Source organism: Rhizobium sp. CG4, assembly GCF_023701965.1.
Taxonomy (GTDB): Bacteria; Pseudomonadota; Alphaproteobacteria; order Rhizobiales; family Rhizobiaceae; genus Agrobacterium.
The window spans coordinates 19,246-32,851 of the sequence record NZ_JABAEG010000002.1 but is presented as its reverse complement, the minus strand read 5'-3'; the positions used below and the strand labels follow the sequence as shown (position 1 = coordinate 32,851).

The window sequence follows — 13,606 nt, the reverse complement described above, 5'->3', positions numbered from 1 at the left end:
ATTCACCCCTCACTCGCGATTTCTAACACTTATGGCTGCACCTTAAGATGTTGAAATCGCTTTCTCTCCCACAGGGGGAGAGATAAGCTGGGTGCCGCGCCCTTGAGGCACATCTTGAGCGTTCCTGATGAGGTGAGGTCGTGCCGCTGGCGCCCTTACCTCTAACCTTGTGGGAGAGGACAGAAAATCACGGTCTTAGCTTCAGCTAAGTCGTAGATTTTCTTGGTGAGGGGTTGGTGCTTTCCAAGCCTGCCAAGTCATAATTTTCCAAGCTTAGCCGATGTTGATTTCCGCAACGAAAGATTTCATCCTGCGCCGATACAACTGAGACCGACGCATGGCACATCATCACCAGCCACCGCCCGTAAACCGCCTGCGCGCCAGGACGATGCGCAAGGATTCGACGCTAGCGGAAAACATGTTGTGGCAGGTCATTCGTGGCGGCAAACTGGAGGGCTTGAAGTTCCGCCGGCAGGTGCCGATGCACAACTGCATTCTCGATTTCGTCTGCTTCGATGCCAGATTGATTGTCGAGGTGGATGGCTCTCAACACGCGCTAAGCGATGCAGACCGTCAGCGTGATGCATTTTTCCGTGAGCAAGGTTTTACGACCCTGCGGTTCTGGAATGAAGAGATAGAACGTAATCTCGACTTTGTTTGTCTTTCCATTCTGTCACATGCTTCAGGGCTTGTGAAATAGACCCCTCACTTGCGATTTCTAACACTTATGGCTGCGCCTTAAGATGTTGAAATCGCTTTCTCTCCCACAAGGGGAGAGATAAGGCGGGTGCCGTGCCACTGGCGCCCCTACCTCTCCCCTTGTGGGAGAGGAAGAAAAATCATGGTCTTAGCTTGCTAAGTCATAGATTTTTCAGGTGAGGGGTCCCGACCCTGACATCACCCTCAAATCTTCTCGCCCGGCAAGACACTCGCCTGTTTCACCCAATCGGTAAACAACGCCTCGTCAAACACGCCCGGCTCATCAATGTGCAGATAACGCACGCTGGCCTGTTTGGAGGTATGGTCAGGCACAGGCGTCAGCTCTGTACCCTTAAAAAACGCCACCTTGATATAGCGGGTCATGCAATGAAACGACAGGAAGGACGTGCCGTCGCCGATGCCATAAAAGGGGGAGTTCCAGCGCACCTTTTTGGCAACATTGGGCACCACTGACGTAATGATCGCATCGAGCTTTTGCCCGACGCCCTGTTTCCAGCCGGGCATGGCACTTATGTAGGCCTGCACCGGTGCATCACCGTCACCTTTTTCGATTTGCGGATTGCCGCCGGAAAGCAGCACGGGTGGTTTGTCGCTCACTGCACAATCCTTTGCGACTGTCGCCAGACATGAAAGTGGCTTGCCGCAGCCAGTCTCCCGCCACAAGTCTCTCACTGCAAGTCTGCCACACCTGAACGCCAATGATGAGCCAAAAACGCAAAAAAATGCGTGAGGGTCGCTCACGCATTCTCATGTTTTATCTGTCGCTGGTGTTAGCCGCGCAGAAGTGCTGCCTGAATGAGGGCGATGCTGGAATTGCCCATCGAAAGTCTGGCTGCAGACATCGCTTCCGAAGCCGAAGTGGCGAACGCCAACAGTTCACTGCGGTCAAGTGGCACAACGTCACGCACAGCAAGGCCTGAGCTTTTGGCAGAACTTGCCACGCTGTCTGTGTAGTTTTGCGTTGCTGCTGAAAGCGCGGCACCGTTGCTGGCGCGGGCTGCTGAAACACCGTCCTGAGCGTTGCCGAGCGCTGTCAGCATGCCGGCATAGTCGTCGGCCGTTGTCGATGCAGAAATACTGATGTCACGCGAACCGGCGGCACCCACCAGGCCGTAGGAGGCGCCATTTCCGCCGTCATAGGACTTGGACAATGCGTCGCTGCTGGTGCTACCAGAAAGGTTCTTCAACTCACCCTTGAGGTCGGAAAGTTCCTTGTTGATTGCATCGCGGTCGGTAGCGGATGTGTTGTTGCCGGCAGCCGTCTGAACCAGCGTGGTCATTCTGTTCAAAATCTCGTTCGCGTTGCCGAGCTTGGCTTCCTCGGTCTGCGTCTTGCTAACGGCTTCCTCGGTCTGCGTCTTGCTAACGGCTTCCTGCACTGCAGTTGCTGCGGAATTGTCGGCCTTTGGCGGCAGGACTGGGGCTTGTTGCGATGTGTTGACACGCAGGTTTGAAGACAAGCGCGACAGCGAGTTGGCAATGCTGGCGTTGCTGCGCTGAAGATTGGCCTGGGCGTTCAGGGATGGAATGTTTGCGGTAATGCTAGGCATGTCTGCTCTCTAAAAGTATTGATGAAGTATAGGGTTTAGAAAGTGGCTTCATGCCGGGTAGTCCACGCTCGTCATTCGCGTGCTGTTGAGGGCAATATGCCCACCATCAGTTGAAATGAGTTGTAGTAATTCACTACAATTTTAAGCGACGACGTTTTTCTTAAGTTTTGAGCGCAAAAAATGCGGGAGAACGAGTCTAAATGACACGTCTGTCCTGTTAGACCGTAGCAAAACGATACAAATCGCAACAAAAGGCGCAAAAATAGAGTTGCGCAGCGTGTGGCGTTTAAGAAAATATGCCGCGTTTAAACAAATCCTGCTTGTTTAAGCCTATCGACAAGAACTTCATCTGTGTCGTTACACAGTTCCAGCATGCCCGAATAGGCATTGCCATGGGTATGTGAAGCAAAACCAAGTGCAGCCCAGAAGGCCGGTTCGGTTTTATAGCCTTCACTGCGCAGTGACATGACCTTTGCTTTGAAAGTCTCGCCGCCCAAAGCAAGCATCCGCTGTTCAATGGTAAAGTGCCGCCATCCTGCCTGCTGTTTTACTGGCTGCGGGCTCGCATAGATTTCAAATTCCCAGCCTTCAGCGTGAAAATTGGCAATCAACGGCCGGTCACCGGACACCCACTGCCAACAACTGAACCCGGCGTGGTTGCTGTAGAGAGACACTATAGTGTCAAGAAACACGTCCGCGTCAGGCGCGCAGCACAATATATCAATGTCGCTGGTGTCGGTGTTCACACCAAGCGGCGGTGTGCCAGCCACATGCGGATCGTAAGCGATAAGATCCTCCAGAATGCCCAACCGTTGAATGGCATGGCTGTAGTGCGGCCGGTTCATGGTGGGTTCCAGTATTGTTGACCTGTTGATGTAAAAATACCGCGCCGGACTGTGCAACACAGTGTCCGGCGCGGTGTCTTGTCTTTTCTCAACCTGTCTTATCAGCAGGCCTGCGCCTGGGGAAGGCGGCGGCTGATCTGCACCAGCGCCAGTGCGGCAAGGGCCGCCACACCACCGGCCACCGGCACATAGGCGTAATCAACACCGGCATTGATCACCATGCCGCCAATGCCGGCACCAATGGCATTGCCAAGGTTAAACGCACCGATATTGATGGAGGAGGCCAGCCCCGGTGCTTCAGACGCCGCCTGCATCACCCGCATCTGCAACGGTGGCACAATGGCAAAGGCCGCCATGCCCCAGATGACCAGCGTAATGCCCGCGCCGATGTGCGTGCCCAGCAGCAGGGGCGACAGGAACATCATCAGCGACAGCAGCGCCAGAAACATCGAGGCGGCACCGGTCAGCGACCAGTCAGCGGCACGACCGCCGACATAATTGCCAATGGTGAACCCAACGCCAATCAGCACCAGCGCAATGGTAATGAACCCTTCCGATGCGCCGGTCTGGTTTTGCAGGATTGGCGCGACATAGGTGTAAAGCACAAACATGGCGCTGGCACCGAGCACGGTGGTGAACAGCGGCAGCAGCACGTCAGGCCGCATCATCACCTGCAGTTCACGGCGCACGTCAGGGCGCTTGCCAGCGGCGCTTTTCGGCAGCGCAAGCGCCAGACCACCCATGGTGATAATGCCCAGCAGCGCAGTTGCGCCAAAGGCCTCACGCCAGCCAATCTGCTGGCCAATCCAGGTGGCCACGGGCACACCGCCAATATTGGCAATGGTCAGGCCCATGAACATGGTGGCAACTGCGGTCGCCTGTTTTTCCGGCCGTACAAGGCTTGCCGCAACCACGGCACCAAGCCCAAAAAATGCACCATGGTTGAGGCTGGTTACCACACGCGCAATCAGCAATGTCCAGTAATCCGGCGCAAAGGCTGACAGCACATTGCCAAGGGTGAAAATGCTCATCAGCGCAATCAATGCCGTGCGTTTGCCGAAACGCGAAAACAGCAGCGTCATGAAGGGCGCACCCACCATGACCCCCACGGCATAGGCGCTGACCAGCAGCCCGGCCGACGGGATGGACACATCAACACCATCAGCAATAACGGGCAACATGCCCATGGGCGCAAATTCGGTAACGCCAATGCCAAAGGCGCCCACGGCCAAGGCAAGCAACGGCCAGTTAGGTCCGGTCTTTTCCATCATCATTCCTCGATCAAGGTATTTATCGCCACTTGGGAGGAGGCGAAGCGTTTTTGAAAGCCAAATATGACAGGAAAAATAGGGTGATACACCGCGCTTGACAACGCGGTTTCGCGGCATCACATCTATGAACCATATTCACAAATGGACATGACTATGGATAACCGCGCTGGCGAGATGGATGTATTTGTGCGGGTGGTGGAAACCGGGAATTTTTCCGAGGCCGCCCGCCAGTTGAACATCACCCCGTCCAATATATCCAAACTGATTGGCCGTTTGGAAGAACGGCTGGGCGTGCGCCTGCTGGAACGGTCCACCCGCCGCCTGTCGCTGACGGCAGAGGGCAGGCGTTATTATGAGCGCAGCCAGGGCCTGCTGGCAGAGCTGGATGATATTGAACGCGACGTGTCACGCGGCGCGGCCGCCAGTGGCGGCGTGGTGCGCGTCACCTCATCGGTTGGGTTTGCCACCGTGGCGGTAGAGCCGCTGCTGCCGCAGTTCTGGGCGCTGTACCCCAATATCGTGGTTGATCTGTCCTTGTCTGACGAGATTGTCGATCTCTATCTCGACCGTACTGATGTGGCCTTTCGCATCGGCAATCTCGGCGATTCCTCGCTCACCTCTGCCAAGCTGGGCACCGCGCAGCGCCGGGTGGTAGCATCGCCAGCCTATCTTAGAGAGCATGGCGTGCCGCAAAACCTGCAGGACCTGAAAAACCACCGCTGCCTTGGTTTTAATTTTCGCCGCTCGAAACAGATTTCCGCACCGCGCACCAGCCGCCGCATCTGGGATTATTCGCCGGGCGCCATTCTGCTCGGCAATAACGGGGAATCCGTGCGGCGCATGACTGTCATGGGCATGGGTATTGCACAGCTCGGTGAATATCACATCCGGGATGAGCTGCGCTCCGGCGCGCTGGTGGAAATTCTGCAACACGAGGTGGACGGTGACACCGAAGACCTGCACGCGCTGTTCATGGGTGGCGAACGCCTGCCACACCGCGTGCGGGCCTTTCTGGATTTCATGACCCCAAGGCTGCGCGCCTTTCTGGATGATGCCACGCAGACGTCGAGATAAAAAAACGGCGCCTGAGAAGACGCCGTTTTTTGAGTTTAGATCAACGAAATCGCGTCAGACGGATTTGAGCGTGATGACCGTCAGTTCCGATGGCACACCCAGCCGCACCGCAAAACCGATCCACAGCGCCGTGCCATTGTTGACGTAAAGCTGCATGTCACCCACCTGATAACGGCCAGAGACGAAGCCGTTGTTGAACATGGCAACGATGCGGTCAAAACCCCAGATCATGCCGCCATGCGTGTGGCCAGACAGCTGCACGTCCACACCCAGATCGGCTGCATTCTGCGCCATGCGGGGCTGGTGGTCCAACAGCACGACGACATTGTCAGGTGGCGAACCGGCCAGCGCCTTTTGCAGGTCTGGCCCTTCCTGGCCAAATGGCACGGCGCTGCGGTCGGTGACGCCAGCCAAAGTCAGGCTGGCCCCATCGCGCTCAATCAGCGTGTGCTGGTTTTCCAGCACCTGCATGCCCAGCGCCTTGAACTGCGCCATCCATTCCGGACGGCCAAAATAATATTCGTGATTGCCGGGAATAACCCACACACCGTCAGGCGCGCGCAGGTTGCCCAGCGGCGGCACATCGTTTTTGCGCGCCTCGATCGTGCCGTCAATCAGATCGCCGGTGATCACAATAAGGTCGGCCCCAATGGCATTGGCGGCGGTCACGGTCGCCTCGGCCCATTCCCGTTGAAACAGCCGGCTCAAATGCAGGTCGGTCAGCTGCACAAGGCGGTAACCGTCAAACTGCTGCGGCAGGCCCTTAATCTCCAGCGTCACTTCTTTCAGCGAAGGCACGCGCAGCGCCTGCGACACGCCGTAGCTGGAAAGTCCCAGCGACAGCGCAATGATGATGGCGCGTGCCGTCAGTGACACACGTACCTGCCGACGCTTCACGAGGGCAATCAGAACGGAGATGATGTCGCTAAGCAGCTGCATCATTGCCGCCAGCACGATGAACACGAAGCCGATATTGACTGATATCATCACCGCACGCGGCACCTCGGGCGAAAACATGTTGCCGGTGGTGATGCGGGTAATCAGGTGATGCTGGGAAATAACCACCAGCGTCACGGCGACGATGATCTTGACCAACCGCGAGGTCGGCAGCGGCATGATGGTTCTGACAATAACGTAAAGGCAAAGTGCCAGTTTAAACAGATCAAACACTTGGAACAAAAGGACATCATCCTGAAAAAAAACTTCCGAGTGGAAGCAGGTTATGGATTCTCAAATTGGCTCGTTAGCCGGATAGGGCGTTTGGGCTTGCCGGTCACATCAAATTTTTATGACTGACGTGTCGTGCTGTCGATCAGACGGGTGGCTGGATCACCGTTGTAGCGTGTAGGTGACAAAGGAAATGACGTTGCCATCGGGGTCTCTGATATGCAGATCCGTGCCGCCCCATTCCTGCCGGGTCGGCATTTGCGCCACGTCGACGGATTTAGCCTGAAACTCTTCATACAGGCCATGCACGTCAGTGACTTCAATCGTCGCCAGGATCAGGGATGGTTCTGTTGCCGCCAGCGCCGCAAAGTTTGGTGCACCAACATGGCGCAGGTGCAGGCAGGCCTGACCGCGTGAAACCGAACCGTAAAATGGTGGTGTGCCATAGAGAAAATCCACCACAAAACCCAACCTGTCGCGGTAGAAGCGGCTGCTTGCCGAGACATCACGCACGAACAGGATCGGCACAGCGGGTTTGAACAAGTTTTCAGGCATCAACATTTCCCCGTGTCATTCGCTTGCGGTCAGCATAGCTCATCTGAAGATGAATGCGAGATGACCTTCGCTGGAAACAAGAGCATGATCCATACTGGCCCTGTACCCCCGTAAAACTCTAAATGTTCTGGCCTTACGTGTTTTGGTCGTGGTGGCCGCGCTTTTGCTGTGCTTGACCTGTGACCTGACGTGAAAATTCGCAGTCGAGCAGGCTATGCAGATCAGTTGTTTGGTGGCAGGTAGAACGCTCGGAATTACCTGTCATGAGGCGCGCACTGGATGTTTGGTAGGCTTTGGCGAACCGTCAATTATTACCGGCATAGAAGTGAACTCTGGGCACTTCGCAGCAGTCGGGACTGGCCAAAGCAGCTCAGACCTGCTCCGCTTATGTTCGTTATGATGCTCTGGTACATGCTAGCCGGCGTCCCATTTGTTCTCATTATGCGCCTTTTGATCAATGGCGGGGTCAGCGAAGGGGTTGTTGTGGCCGTTATGAGTTTACCTGCCTTGGCATGGCTTCTGGCGGTAAGCCCGTGGTGTTTCACACTGTACTCTATCGCCCTAGAGATGAAGTGCGGAAATTTCCGCCCGGCCGAGGCCAGAGAGAAAAAGCTGCAGGAATGGATTGAAGCCTATCGAGTGAAGCGGCAACAGGCTTTGCCCTGACGCAGTCGCCCTTATGGAACCTGATAAAGACCAGGGGCAGGGCGTTATTTCAGCAGACGGAACAGACTTGCCATATAAGATTGCGCCGGTTTTCCCGCACTTGCACTTGCAGTTGCAGTCGGCGCTTGCTGCTGCGCGTCGAGTGACCAGACCTGCCGCGCGAACTCAATTGCATTTTCATCTGTCACCACACAAAGACACCTTCACACTCATGCACGATTGGTAAAACATCGTGCATTGATGTGCATAATTTCGCATGTTATTTCACGTTTGTGAACGATTCATCGTGTCATCCCGCAGCAATGCGGGTGCAGTTCCTTGCTTTGAAAGGCTGAAGTCTCATCATGCGTATTGCCCATACCGCACTCTGGACCCGTGACCTCGATGCCGCCGCTGCCTTCTGGCAACGCTATTTTGGTGCAGAGGTGGGTGATGCCTATCACAGCAAGCGCCGCGAAGGGTTTGTGTCGCGTTTTCTGAAACTGCCTGACAGTGGCGACCAGATTGAGCTGATGACTGGCCCCTGGCTGCGTGGCCGTCTGGACCATGATCATCTTGGCTGGGACCACATTGCCATTTCGCTTGGCAACCGCACCGCCGTTGATGCACTGGCCCGCCGCTGCGTGGAAGATGGCTGCCTGATGTCCGGTCCGCGTTTGACCGGCGATGGATTTTACGAGGCCGTGATCATGACGCCGGATGGCACGCCGGTGGAAATTACCGAATAACGGCCGCAACTTTTACCTTCGCCACCTCCGGAAACGTTGCAATTTCCTTGGCGAATGCTGGCGGCAGTCCCGGCTGCCGCCGGCACTTTTTTAATACTGCAAATTCTGCTCACGAATACCGTTTTTCAAATCAGGCCTTGCCATGGCTCGCCTGTCTTCCCATCGCGCTTAATCGCAAAGGGCAGGGCGCAAAGAGCGGGGCGCTTACTGAACAGACAGGGTAAACTCGCATTGCTGTTTGCCGATCCAGGCGGATCGCGTCAGGAAAAACGATACCTTATAGGAATTGTTGATCATGGTGGCTAACGGCACTGTTATCGGAAACTGCCCATATTTTGCGTAGTCGTGCTGGCCGGTGGTCTGTACTTCAACGCCGCAAATACTGTTATTGGCAGCAAATTTCAGCGTCACGGCTCTGGCGGCATCCGACGTGATGAGAAAGGATTTGGCATCACTGCCAGTGACGGTGCTTTTGAAGATTTGTGCTGCGCCGCCGCTAACCACAACTTCCGTTGCAGCCTCTCGTGCGTCGGCAGTCAGAGTATGCAGGGAAAGGGCCGCAAACAGGATGATTCGACGCATGGAGTTCTCCAGAAAATCCACACTGCGCAGATATCACCGCCAATAGCCAGTAAATTCGCGCTTAAGCACCTGTCATCATCACATGTCAGAGAAAAGCCGCTCCGCCCGCCGCTCTCCAGCCCGGAACCGAGACAGGATTGTGTGGCGTTGGCCCATAAGGTCATCCATTGATCGCCCGTGCTTCTGGCTCCATTGCAGCATCAGATCAGTCAGATAATCCACGTCGTCAAATTTGATCGGGGCGGACATCGCCATAAGGTCGGTATTCATAACATTTCCTGCCTGTTGCTGGTCATCTGTGCCGTGAACCTGTCGAGGCGGCTTATTGTTCCCGGTGTTTTCGGTAAATAAAACGCCCTGGTTAGCTGCCACGCAGTGGTGTGGGCCTCCAAACACACCGAAATTTTCTATTTTCTGGCCGCCAACCAGCGCCGGCTCACCCATAAGGGGGATTTGGCCGCGCCCCCCATCTGTTAGCGTTGGCCTCGCATGAAAAGGGGGCTTCCTATGCGTAAATTCATCACCACACTTGTTCTGTCAGTGGCATCGCTTGCACTGATGTCCACCACGCCGGCCTTTGCGCAAGCCAAGGCAACACAGGCCAAAACCGCCAAGGCCAACGCCTGGGATGGCACATGGAGCGGCACCAGCAGCGGCGGCGGCAGAAAAACCACCGTGAAGATCTCCAACGGCAAGGTCACATTCTGGACCAATAACGGTTTCCCACGTCCCAAGGTCACCGGTTCCGTATCCGGAAACACCGTCAAGCTGGATGACAACAATGGCTGGAAAGGCACCATGACGATGCAGGGCGAAGGCAAGGCCAAGATCAGCGCCGCCGGCATTGGCAACAATGGCAAACCGGCCCAAAACAGCGCGTTGCTGCGCAAGCACTAACCGCCAGCAAACAGCCAGCGACCGTCAACCCATTACCGACACCCACCACCCCGGCATGCAAACCGGGGTGGTGGTGTTGGCAATTTCCTGGGCCGCGACCGATAGCCATAGGCATCGCATCCCGTGCGCAGCGTATTTGGTGACACTTTTTTAAGCGTAATTTCCGCAGATGCCTCGTATTGAAGCAATGCGTGGCAGTGTGGTAATTTAGTTACATCTTATATTTCGGATCGGTGTAATATGACCTCATGAAATTTTGGAGAGGGTTTAGTATCATGAAGAAACTAGCACTGAGCGCAGCATTCATTCTGGCAGCGTCCTCCGCCATGGCTGCAGACGCTGTTTACGAAGTACCTGCAGCACCGGTGGCCGTAGAGACACCTCTATTCAACTGGACCGGCTTCACCGCCGGTGTGCAGGGCGGTTACGCCTGGAACAACAACGACGTTGATTTTGGCGGCGGTTTTTCTGCTGATTTTGACGGCGGCATCCTCGGCGGTTTTGTCGGTTACAACCATCAGCTCGACAATAACTGGGTCATCGGTATCGAAGGTGATCTCGAAAAGAACTGGGGCGATGACTCCTTGGCCATTGGTGGCATCACTGCCTTCAATTACGGCCTTGACTGGCAGGGCTCTGTTCGTGGTCGTGTCGGTTACGCCTTTGACCGTGCGCTGCTCTACGGTACAGCTGGCTGGGCCGTCGGCCGTGGCTTCCTTGACGTACCAGTCGCTGGCGTCGGTCAGAAAGAGACCTTCAATGGCTTCACCGTCGGCGCGGGCATGGATTACGCCTTCACCGACATGGTCTTCGGCCGCATTGAATATCGCTATACCAACTTTGGCGACAAGAACTTCGATTTCACCGGCGTCGGTGGCCCGGTCATCAATTCCGACCTTGACCAGCACGCCATCCGCATCGGCCTTGGTGTCAAGTTCTGATAACGCCACACGGAATAACAAAAAGCCCGGGCACGTCCCGGGCTTTTTTTGTTTGTGCGGATAACAGAGATCTCCACGACAATAGAGCGGTGGGTTTAGAGACGCGGAATATTCCAGCTCCTCCGCCGATTACCACGTCCCCATAATTATGTCGCAAAGCTGAATAAGTTTTGCTTGTATAAATGTCGCCATATTTGTCAATAACGATTGTGGATACTTGTAGTCTTCACGCTGGAAGTGTATCCGATTCCAATAAAGACAATTTCACTCTTGTGTTGTGTCGGACATATACATCGATTGGTAATACTCCAAAAGTTTATAACGATTTGAAATTTCAATAAAACTATTTCTTGCTACCCCCGCGTCTCGCGCAGGGTAGGCGATCACAGGAATATTTTCGAAAGAAGCCAGCAATGAAAAGTAAAGTGATCCGATTTCTGGGGAGGTTTCTTTATATTGCGCCGATGGCTGCGTTTGTTTCTGCAGTTTCGCCGAATCTATCTGCCTTTGCCAATGACACACCTTCTCTCTGGTTAGGGTTGGTAAATGAGAAGACCCAATCATTAGAATGGCCTGGAAGTGGCTTTGAAATCATATTCACTGGAAAGGCTGTGTCAGTCACTCTTGAGGATTCGGGAAAGAACAGCCTCGTAGTTGAGAATGATGGAAAATTGAGCAAGTTGCAGCTTGCGCGCGGCAAGAAGACCTACCAATTTGTCGCGGATGGTGGCGGGCAGCAGCATACGTTGAGGCTTATCCGTAGAACCGAAAAAATGTTTGGTCCGACCACACTGTCATCAATCAAAACGGAAGGTACGCTCCTCCCGGGAAAAAAAAGAAACAGGCAGATACTCGCCATCGGAGACTCGATCTCAGCCGGATACGGTATTGAAGGCAGCGATCAATCCTGCAAGTTTTCGGCGGATACTCAAAACCAATATCTGACCTACCCAGCTGTCGTAGCCAGAAGTGTCGGCGCAGACATTACGACCATAGCGACATCTGGCATTCGTGTGTCGCCAAAGTTCCCTTCTGATGTCACGACAATGCCGTTTGTATTCCAGCAGGCCGTCCCCAAGGGACGGGTCTTTGATGTCGTTATCGTCAACTTGGGGACGAATGATTTTTCGGAAAAGACTAAACCAGACAATTTTGTCAACGCATATGCTGCGTTCATGGCTGTAATTCGCGACCAAAGCCCTGATGCGATGATCTACGCTGCCTTGGGTCCGATGCTGACCGACAGTCAGTTTAGCGAAGCCAGCGCCGCAATTGAAGCCGCCGTTAAGCTACGACACCAACGGGGTGACGGTAAAATCAGGTTTCTTGCCCTCCGCACGAAAGCAAAAGGGTTTGGTTGCAACTGGCATCCCAATGCGGAAACGCACGCACGTCTTGCTGCAACACTTACCAAAACATTAGAGCACGATTTGAACTGGAAACGAGATGCGGCCAATTGATATGAACGAACTTCAAACACCGCCGCAGGCTCGGCCTCAACTGTACTCATTACAGGTCTTACGATTTGTGGCGGCATTTGCTGTCGTGCTCTTCCACTTCGGAAGTGGCTTGACGGTAGAATACAATCTCAGCACCAACTATTTTGGTATAGGTGCCGCCGGGGTCGATATCTTCTTCGTCCTGAGCGGATTTATCATTTGCTACTCTGCCAATCCCGCCCGCGGCTCGATCTACTTTTTCCGTCGTAGGATAGCACGCGTCGTGCCGCTTTACTGGTTGCTGACGTTGGGGCTGATCGTAATCGCCCTGTTTTGGAAAGGCCTTCTCAATTCCACCGTCATAGATGCTGAGTCTGTCATAAAATCATTCCTTTTTATTCCTTATGAGAAATCAAACGGCATGATTCAGCCGATCTTATTTCTTGGATGGACACTTTGCTATGAGATGTTTTTCTATCTTGTTTTTGGAATCTGCTTGCTGGCAGGCCGCAATGCATCATGGTTTGCTTCCGGCATTATACTGACGCTCGTGCTCATCGGACGAATTTGGCCAGAAGGCTCCGCGCCCTGGCGGTTCTACACAAACCCGATACTGGTCGAGTTTGTCATAGGGATGCTCATTTACAACGCCTACATGAGTTCCTCGCGCCTCAAAGCCGGCTCGAACGTGGTTGCGGTTTTGTTGCTCGTCGCGGCACCTGTATTGCACACATTGAGTACTAAGTGGGCTGGGCCAGGCGTAATCACGTCCGCCATCTTCGCGGCGACTATAGTTCTTGCATTCCTTGTGGTCCGAGTGGAAAAAAGCAACACGCTAATGTTCTTTGTTCTATTGGGTGATGCGTCTTACTCACTTTACCTCATCCATCCATATACCCTGCAGTTCCCTGTAAAACTACTCGGCAAACATTTGAGTTTCGAACTGCTGACACTCGTACTGGCCGCAACGACTGCGCTAACTGTTATCGTTTCAATCTATGTTTTCCGATGGATCGAGAAACCTGCACAAGACATCTTGCTTGGACGATTTAAGGGATTCACCAACCGTACCAGTCTCCAAAGCGAGACTCCTTCCGCGTTGGTTTAGCTACCGGTCGAATGACACGAAACTGTAAGTGAAAAACAAAAGCCCGGGCACGTCCCGGGCTTT

At 54.3% G+C, this 13,606-nt stretch carries 15 protein-coding genes; 7 read left to right on the top strand and 8 right to left on the bottom strand.

Annotated features, from left to right (window positions below):
• Nucleotides 1–337: 337 nt before the first annotated feature.
• Nucleotides 338–700, top strand: a complete 363-nt coding sequence (locus tag HGO37_RS05240; RefSeq protein WP_250982459.1) for an endonuclease domain-containing protein — start codon at nucleotides 338–340, stop codon at nucleotides 698–700.
• A gap of 203 nt (nucleotides 701–903) precedes the next feature.
• On the opposite strand, the gene HGO37_RS05235 is transcribed toward HGO37_RS05240, so the two are convergent.
• The 4 genes from HGO37_RS05235 to HGO37_RS05220 all read right to left on the bottom strand — a co-directional run bounded on the left by HGO37_RS05235 (nucleotide 904) and on the right by HGO37_RS05220 (nucleotide 4,383).
• The gene (locus tag HGO37_RS05235; protein WP_250982458.1) at nucleotides 904–1,317 is read right to left on the bottom strand and encodes a DUF1801 domain-containing protein; all 414 of its coding nucleotides are present in this window, start codon (nucleotides 1,315–1,317) and stop codon (nucleotides 904–906) included.
• Between the two features lie 173 nt (nucleotides 1,318–1,490).
• Nucleotides 1,491–2,270 (bottom strand): flagellin, encoded by a 780-nt coding sequence (locus HGO37_RS05230; protein WP_250982457.1) that lies wholly within the window; start codon nucleotides 2,268–2,270, stop codon nucleotides 1,491–1,493.
• A 305-nt stretch (nucleotides 2,271–2,575) separates the two neighbouring features.
• Entirely contained in the window at nucleotides 2,576–3,115 is a 540-nt protein-coding gene (locus HGO37_RS05225; RefSeq protein ID WP_250982456.1) for a DUF4269 domain-containing protein, read from the bottom strand.
• Between the two features lie 101 nt (nucleotides 3,116–3,216).
• Nucleotides 3,217–4,383: an MFS transporter gene (locus HGO37_RS05220; RefSeq protein WP_250982455.1), complete on the bottom strand. Its 1,167-nt coding sequence runs from the start codon at nucleotides 4,381–4,383 to the stop codon at nucleotides 3,217–3,219.
• A gap of 156 nt (nucleotides 4,384–4,539) precedes the next feature.
• Between HGO37_RS05220 and HGO37_RS05215 the strand changes: the two genes are divergently transcribed.
• The gene (locus HGO37_RS05215) at nucleotides 4,540–5,460 is read left to right on the top strand and encodes a LysR family transcriptional regulator (protein ID WP_250982454.1); all 921 of its coding nucleotides are present in this window, start codon (nucleotides 4,540–4,542) and stop codon (nucleotides 5,458–5,460) included.
• A gap of 54 nt (nucleotides 5,461–5,514) precedes the next feature.
• On the opposite strand, the gene HGO37_RS05210 is transcribed toward HGO37_RS05215, so the two are convergent.
• Nucleotides 5,515–6,630, bottom strand: coding sequence for a metallophosphoesterase (locus HGO37_RS05210; protein ID WP_502941399.1), 1,116 nt, complete (start codon nucleotides 6,628–6,630; stop codon nucleotides 5,515–5,517).
• 159 nt (nucleotides 6,631–6,789) lie between these two features.
• On the bottom strand, nucleotides 6,790–7,182 hold the full coding sequence (locus HGO37_RS05205) for a glyoxalase superfamily protein (RefSeq protein ID WP_250982453.1): 393 nt from the start codon (nucleotides 7,180–7,182) through the stop codon (nucleotides 6,790–6,792).
• Between the two features lie 1,010 nt (nucleotides 7,183–8,192).
• Between HGO37_RS05205 and HGO37_RS05200 the strand changes: the two genes are divergently transcribed.
• Nucleotides 8,193–8,576: a VOC family protein gene (locus HGO37_RS05200; protein ID WP_250982452.1), complete on the top strand. Its 384-nt coding sequence runs from the start codon at nucleotides 8,193–8,195 to the stop codon at nucleotides 8,574–8,576.
• Nucleotides 8,577–8,780: 204 nt separating this feature from the next.
• Here the strand turns inward: HGO37_RS05200 and HGO37_RS05195 are convergent, their stop codons facing one another.
• Both HGO37_RS05195 and HGO37_RS05190 read right to left on the bottom strand, forming a co-directional pair.
• On the bottom strand, nucleotides 8,781–9,158 hold the full coding sequence (locus HGO37_RS05195; RefSeq protein WP_250982451.1) for a hypothetical protein: 378 nt from the start codon (nucleotides 9,156–9,158) through the stop codon (nucleotides 8,781–8,783).
• 78 nt (nucleotides 9,159–9,236) lie between these two features.
• Nucleotides 9,237–9,428 (bottom strand): hypothetical protein, encoded by a 192-nt coding sequence (locus HGO37_RS05190; protein ID WP_250982450.1) that lies wholly within the window; start codon nucleotides 9,426–9,428, stop codon nucleotides 9,237–9,239.
• 237 nt (nucleotides 9,429–9,665) lie between these two features.
• Between HGO37_RS05190 and HGO37_RS05185 the strand changes: the two genes are divergently transcribed.
• The 4 genes from HGO37_RS05185 (at nucleotide 9,666) to HGO37_RS05170 (ending at nucleotide 13,543) form a co-directional block, all read left to right on the top strand.
• A complete protein-coding gene (locus tag HGO37_RS05185; protein ID WP_250982449.1) occupies nucleotides 9,666–10,055 on the top strand; it encodes a hypothetical protein in 390 nt (129 codons plus the stop codon).
• A gap of 275 nt (nucleotides 10,056–10,330) precedes the next feature.
• Nucleotides 10,331–10,996: an outer membrane protein gene (locus HGO37_RS05180; protein WP_250982448.1), complete on the top strand. Its 666-nt coding sequence runs from the start codon at nucleotides 10,331–10,333 to the stop codon at nucleotides 10,994–10,996.
• Between the two features lie 413 nt (nucleotides 10,997–11,409).
• Nucleotides 11,410–12,456 carry an SGNH/GDSL hydrolase family protein gene (locus HGO37_RS05175; protein ID WP_250982447.1) on the top strand — a complete coding sequence of 349 codons (1,047 nt, stop codon included), beginning with the start codon at nucleotides 11,410–11,412 and terminating at the stop codon, nucleotides 12,454–12,456.
• Entirely contained in the window at nucleotides 12,443–13,543 is a 1,101-nt protein-coding gene (locus HGO37_RS05170; protein WP_250982446.1) for an acyltransferase family protein, read from the top strand. Before HGO37_RS05175 ends, HGO37_RS05170 begins: the two co-directional genes overlap by 14 nt.
• Nucleotides 13,544–13,606: the final 63 nt, after the last annotated feature.

What these genes read in the sequence shown, in the direction of transcription:
- HGO37_RS05240 (WP_250982459.1), top strand. Translation starts at nt 338, where the DNA reads ATGGCACATCATCACCAGCCACCGCCCGTAAACCGCCTGCGCGCCAGG.
- HGO37_RS05195 (WP_250982451.1), bottom strand. Translation starts at nt 9,158, where the DNA reads ATGCGTCGAATCATCCTGTTTGCGGCCCTTTCCCTGCATACTCTGACT.
- HGO37_RS05200 (WP_250982452.1), top strand. Translation starts at nt 8,193, where the DNA reads ATGCGTATTGCCCATACCGCACTCTGGACCCGTGACCTCGATGCCGCC.
- HGO37_RS05170 (WP_250982446.1), top strand. Translation starts at nt 12,443, where the DNA reads ATGCGGCCAATTGATATGAACGAACTTCAAACACCGCCGCAGGCTCGG.
- HGO37_RS05180 (WP_250982448.1), top strand. Translation starts at nt 10,331, where the DNA reads ATGAAGAAACTAGCACTGAGCGCAGCATTCATTCTGGCAGCGTCCTCC.
- HGO37_RS05190 (WP_250982450.1), bottom strand. Translation starts at nt 9,428, where the DNA reads ATGAATACCGACCTTATGGCGATGTCCGCCCCGATCAAATTTGACGAC.
- HGO37_RS05175 (WP_250982447.1), top strand. Translation starts at nt 11,410, where the DNA reads ATGAAAAGTAAAGTGATCCGATTTCTGGGGAGGTTTCTTTATATTGCG.
- HGO37_RS05230 (WP_250982457.1), bottom strand. Translation starts at nt 2,270, where the DNA reads ATGCCTAGCATTACCGCAAACATTCCATCCCTGAACGCCCAGGCCAAT.
- HGO37_RS05220 (WP_250982455.1), bottom strand. Translation starts at nt 4,383, where the DNA reads ATGGAAAAGACCGGACCTAACTGGCCGTTGCTTGCCTTGGCCGTGGGC.
- HGO37_RS05225 (WP_250982456.1), bottom strand. Translation starts at nt 3,115, where the DNA reads ATGAACCGGCCGCACTACAGCCATGCCATTCAACGGTTGGGCATTCTG.
- HGO37_RS05215 (WP_250982454.1), top strand. Translation starts at nt 4,540, where the DNA reads ATGGATAACCGCGCTGGCGAGATGGATGTATTTGTGCGGGTGGTGGAA.
- HGO37_RS05205 (WP_250982453.1), bottom strand. Translation starts at nt 7,182, where the DNA reads ATGCCTGAAAACTTGTTCAAACCCGCTGTGCCGATCCTGTTCGTGCGT.
- HGO37_RS05185 (WP_250982449.1), top strand. Translation starts at nt 9,666, where the DNA reads ATGCGTAAATTCATCACCACACTTGTTCTGTCAGTGGCATCGCTTGCA.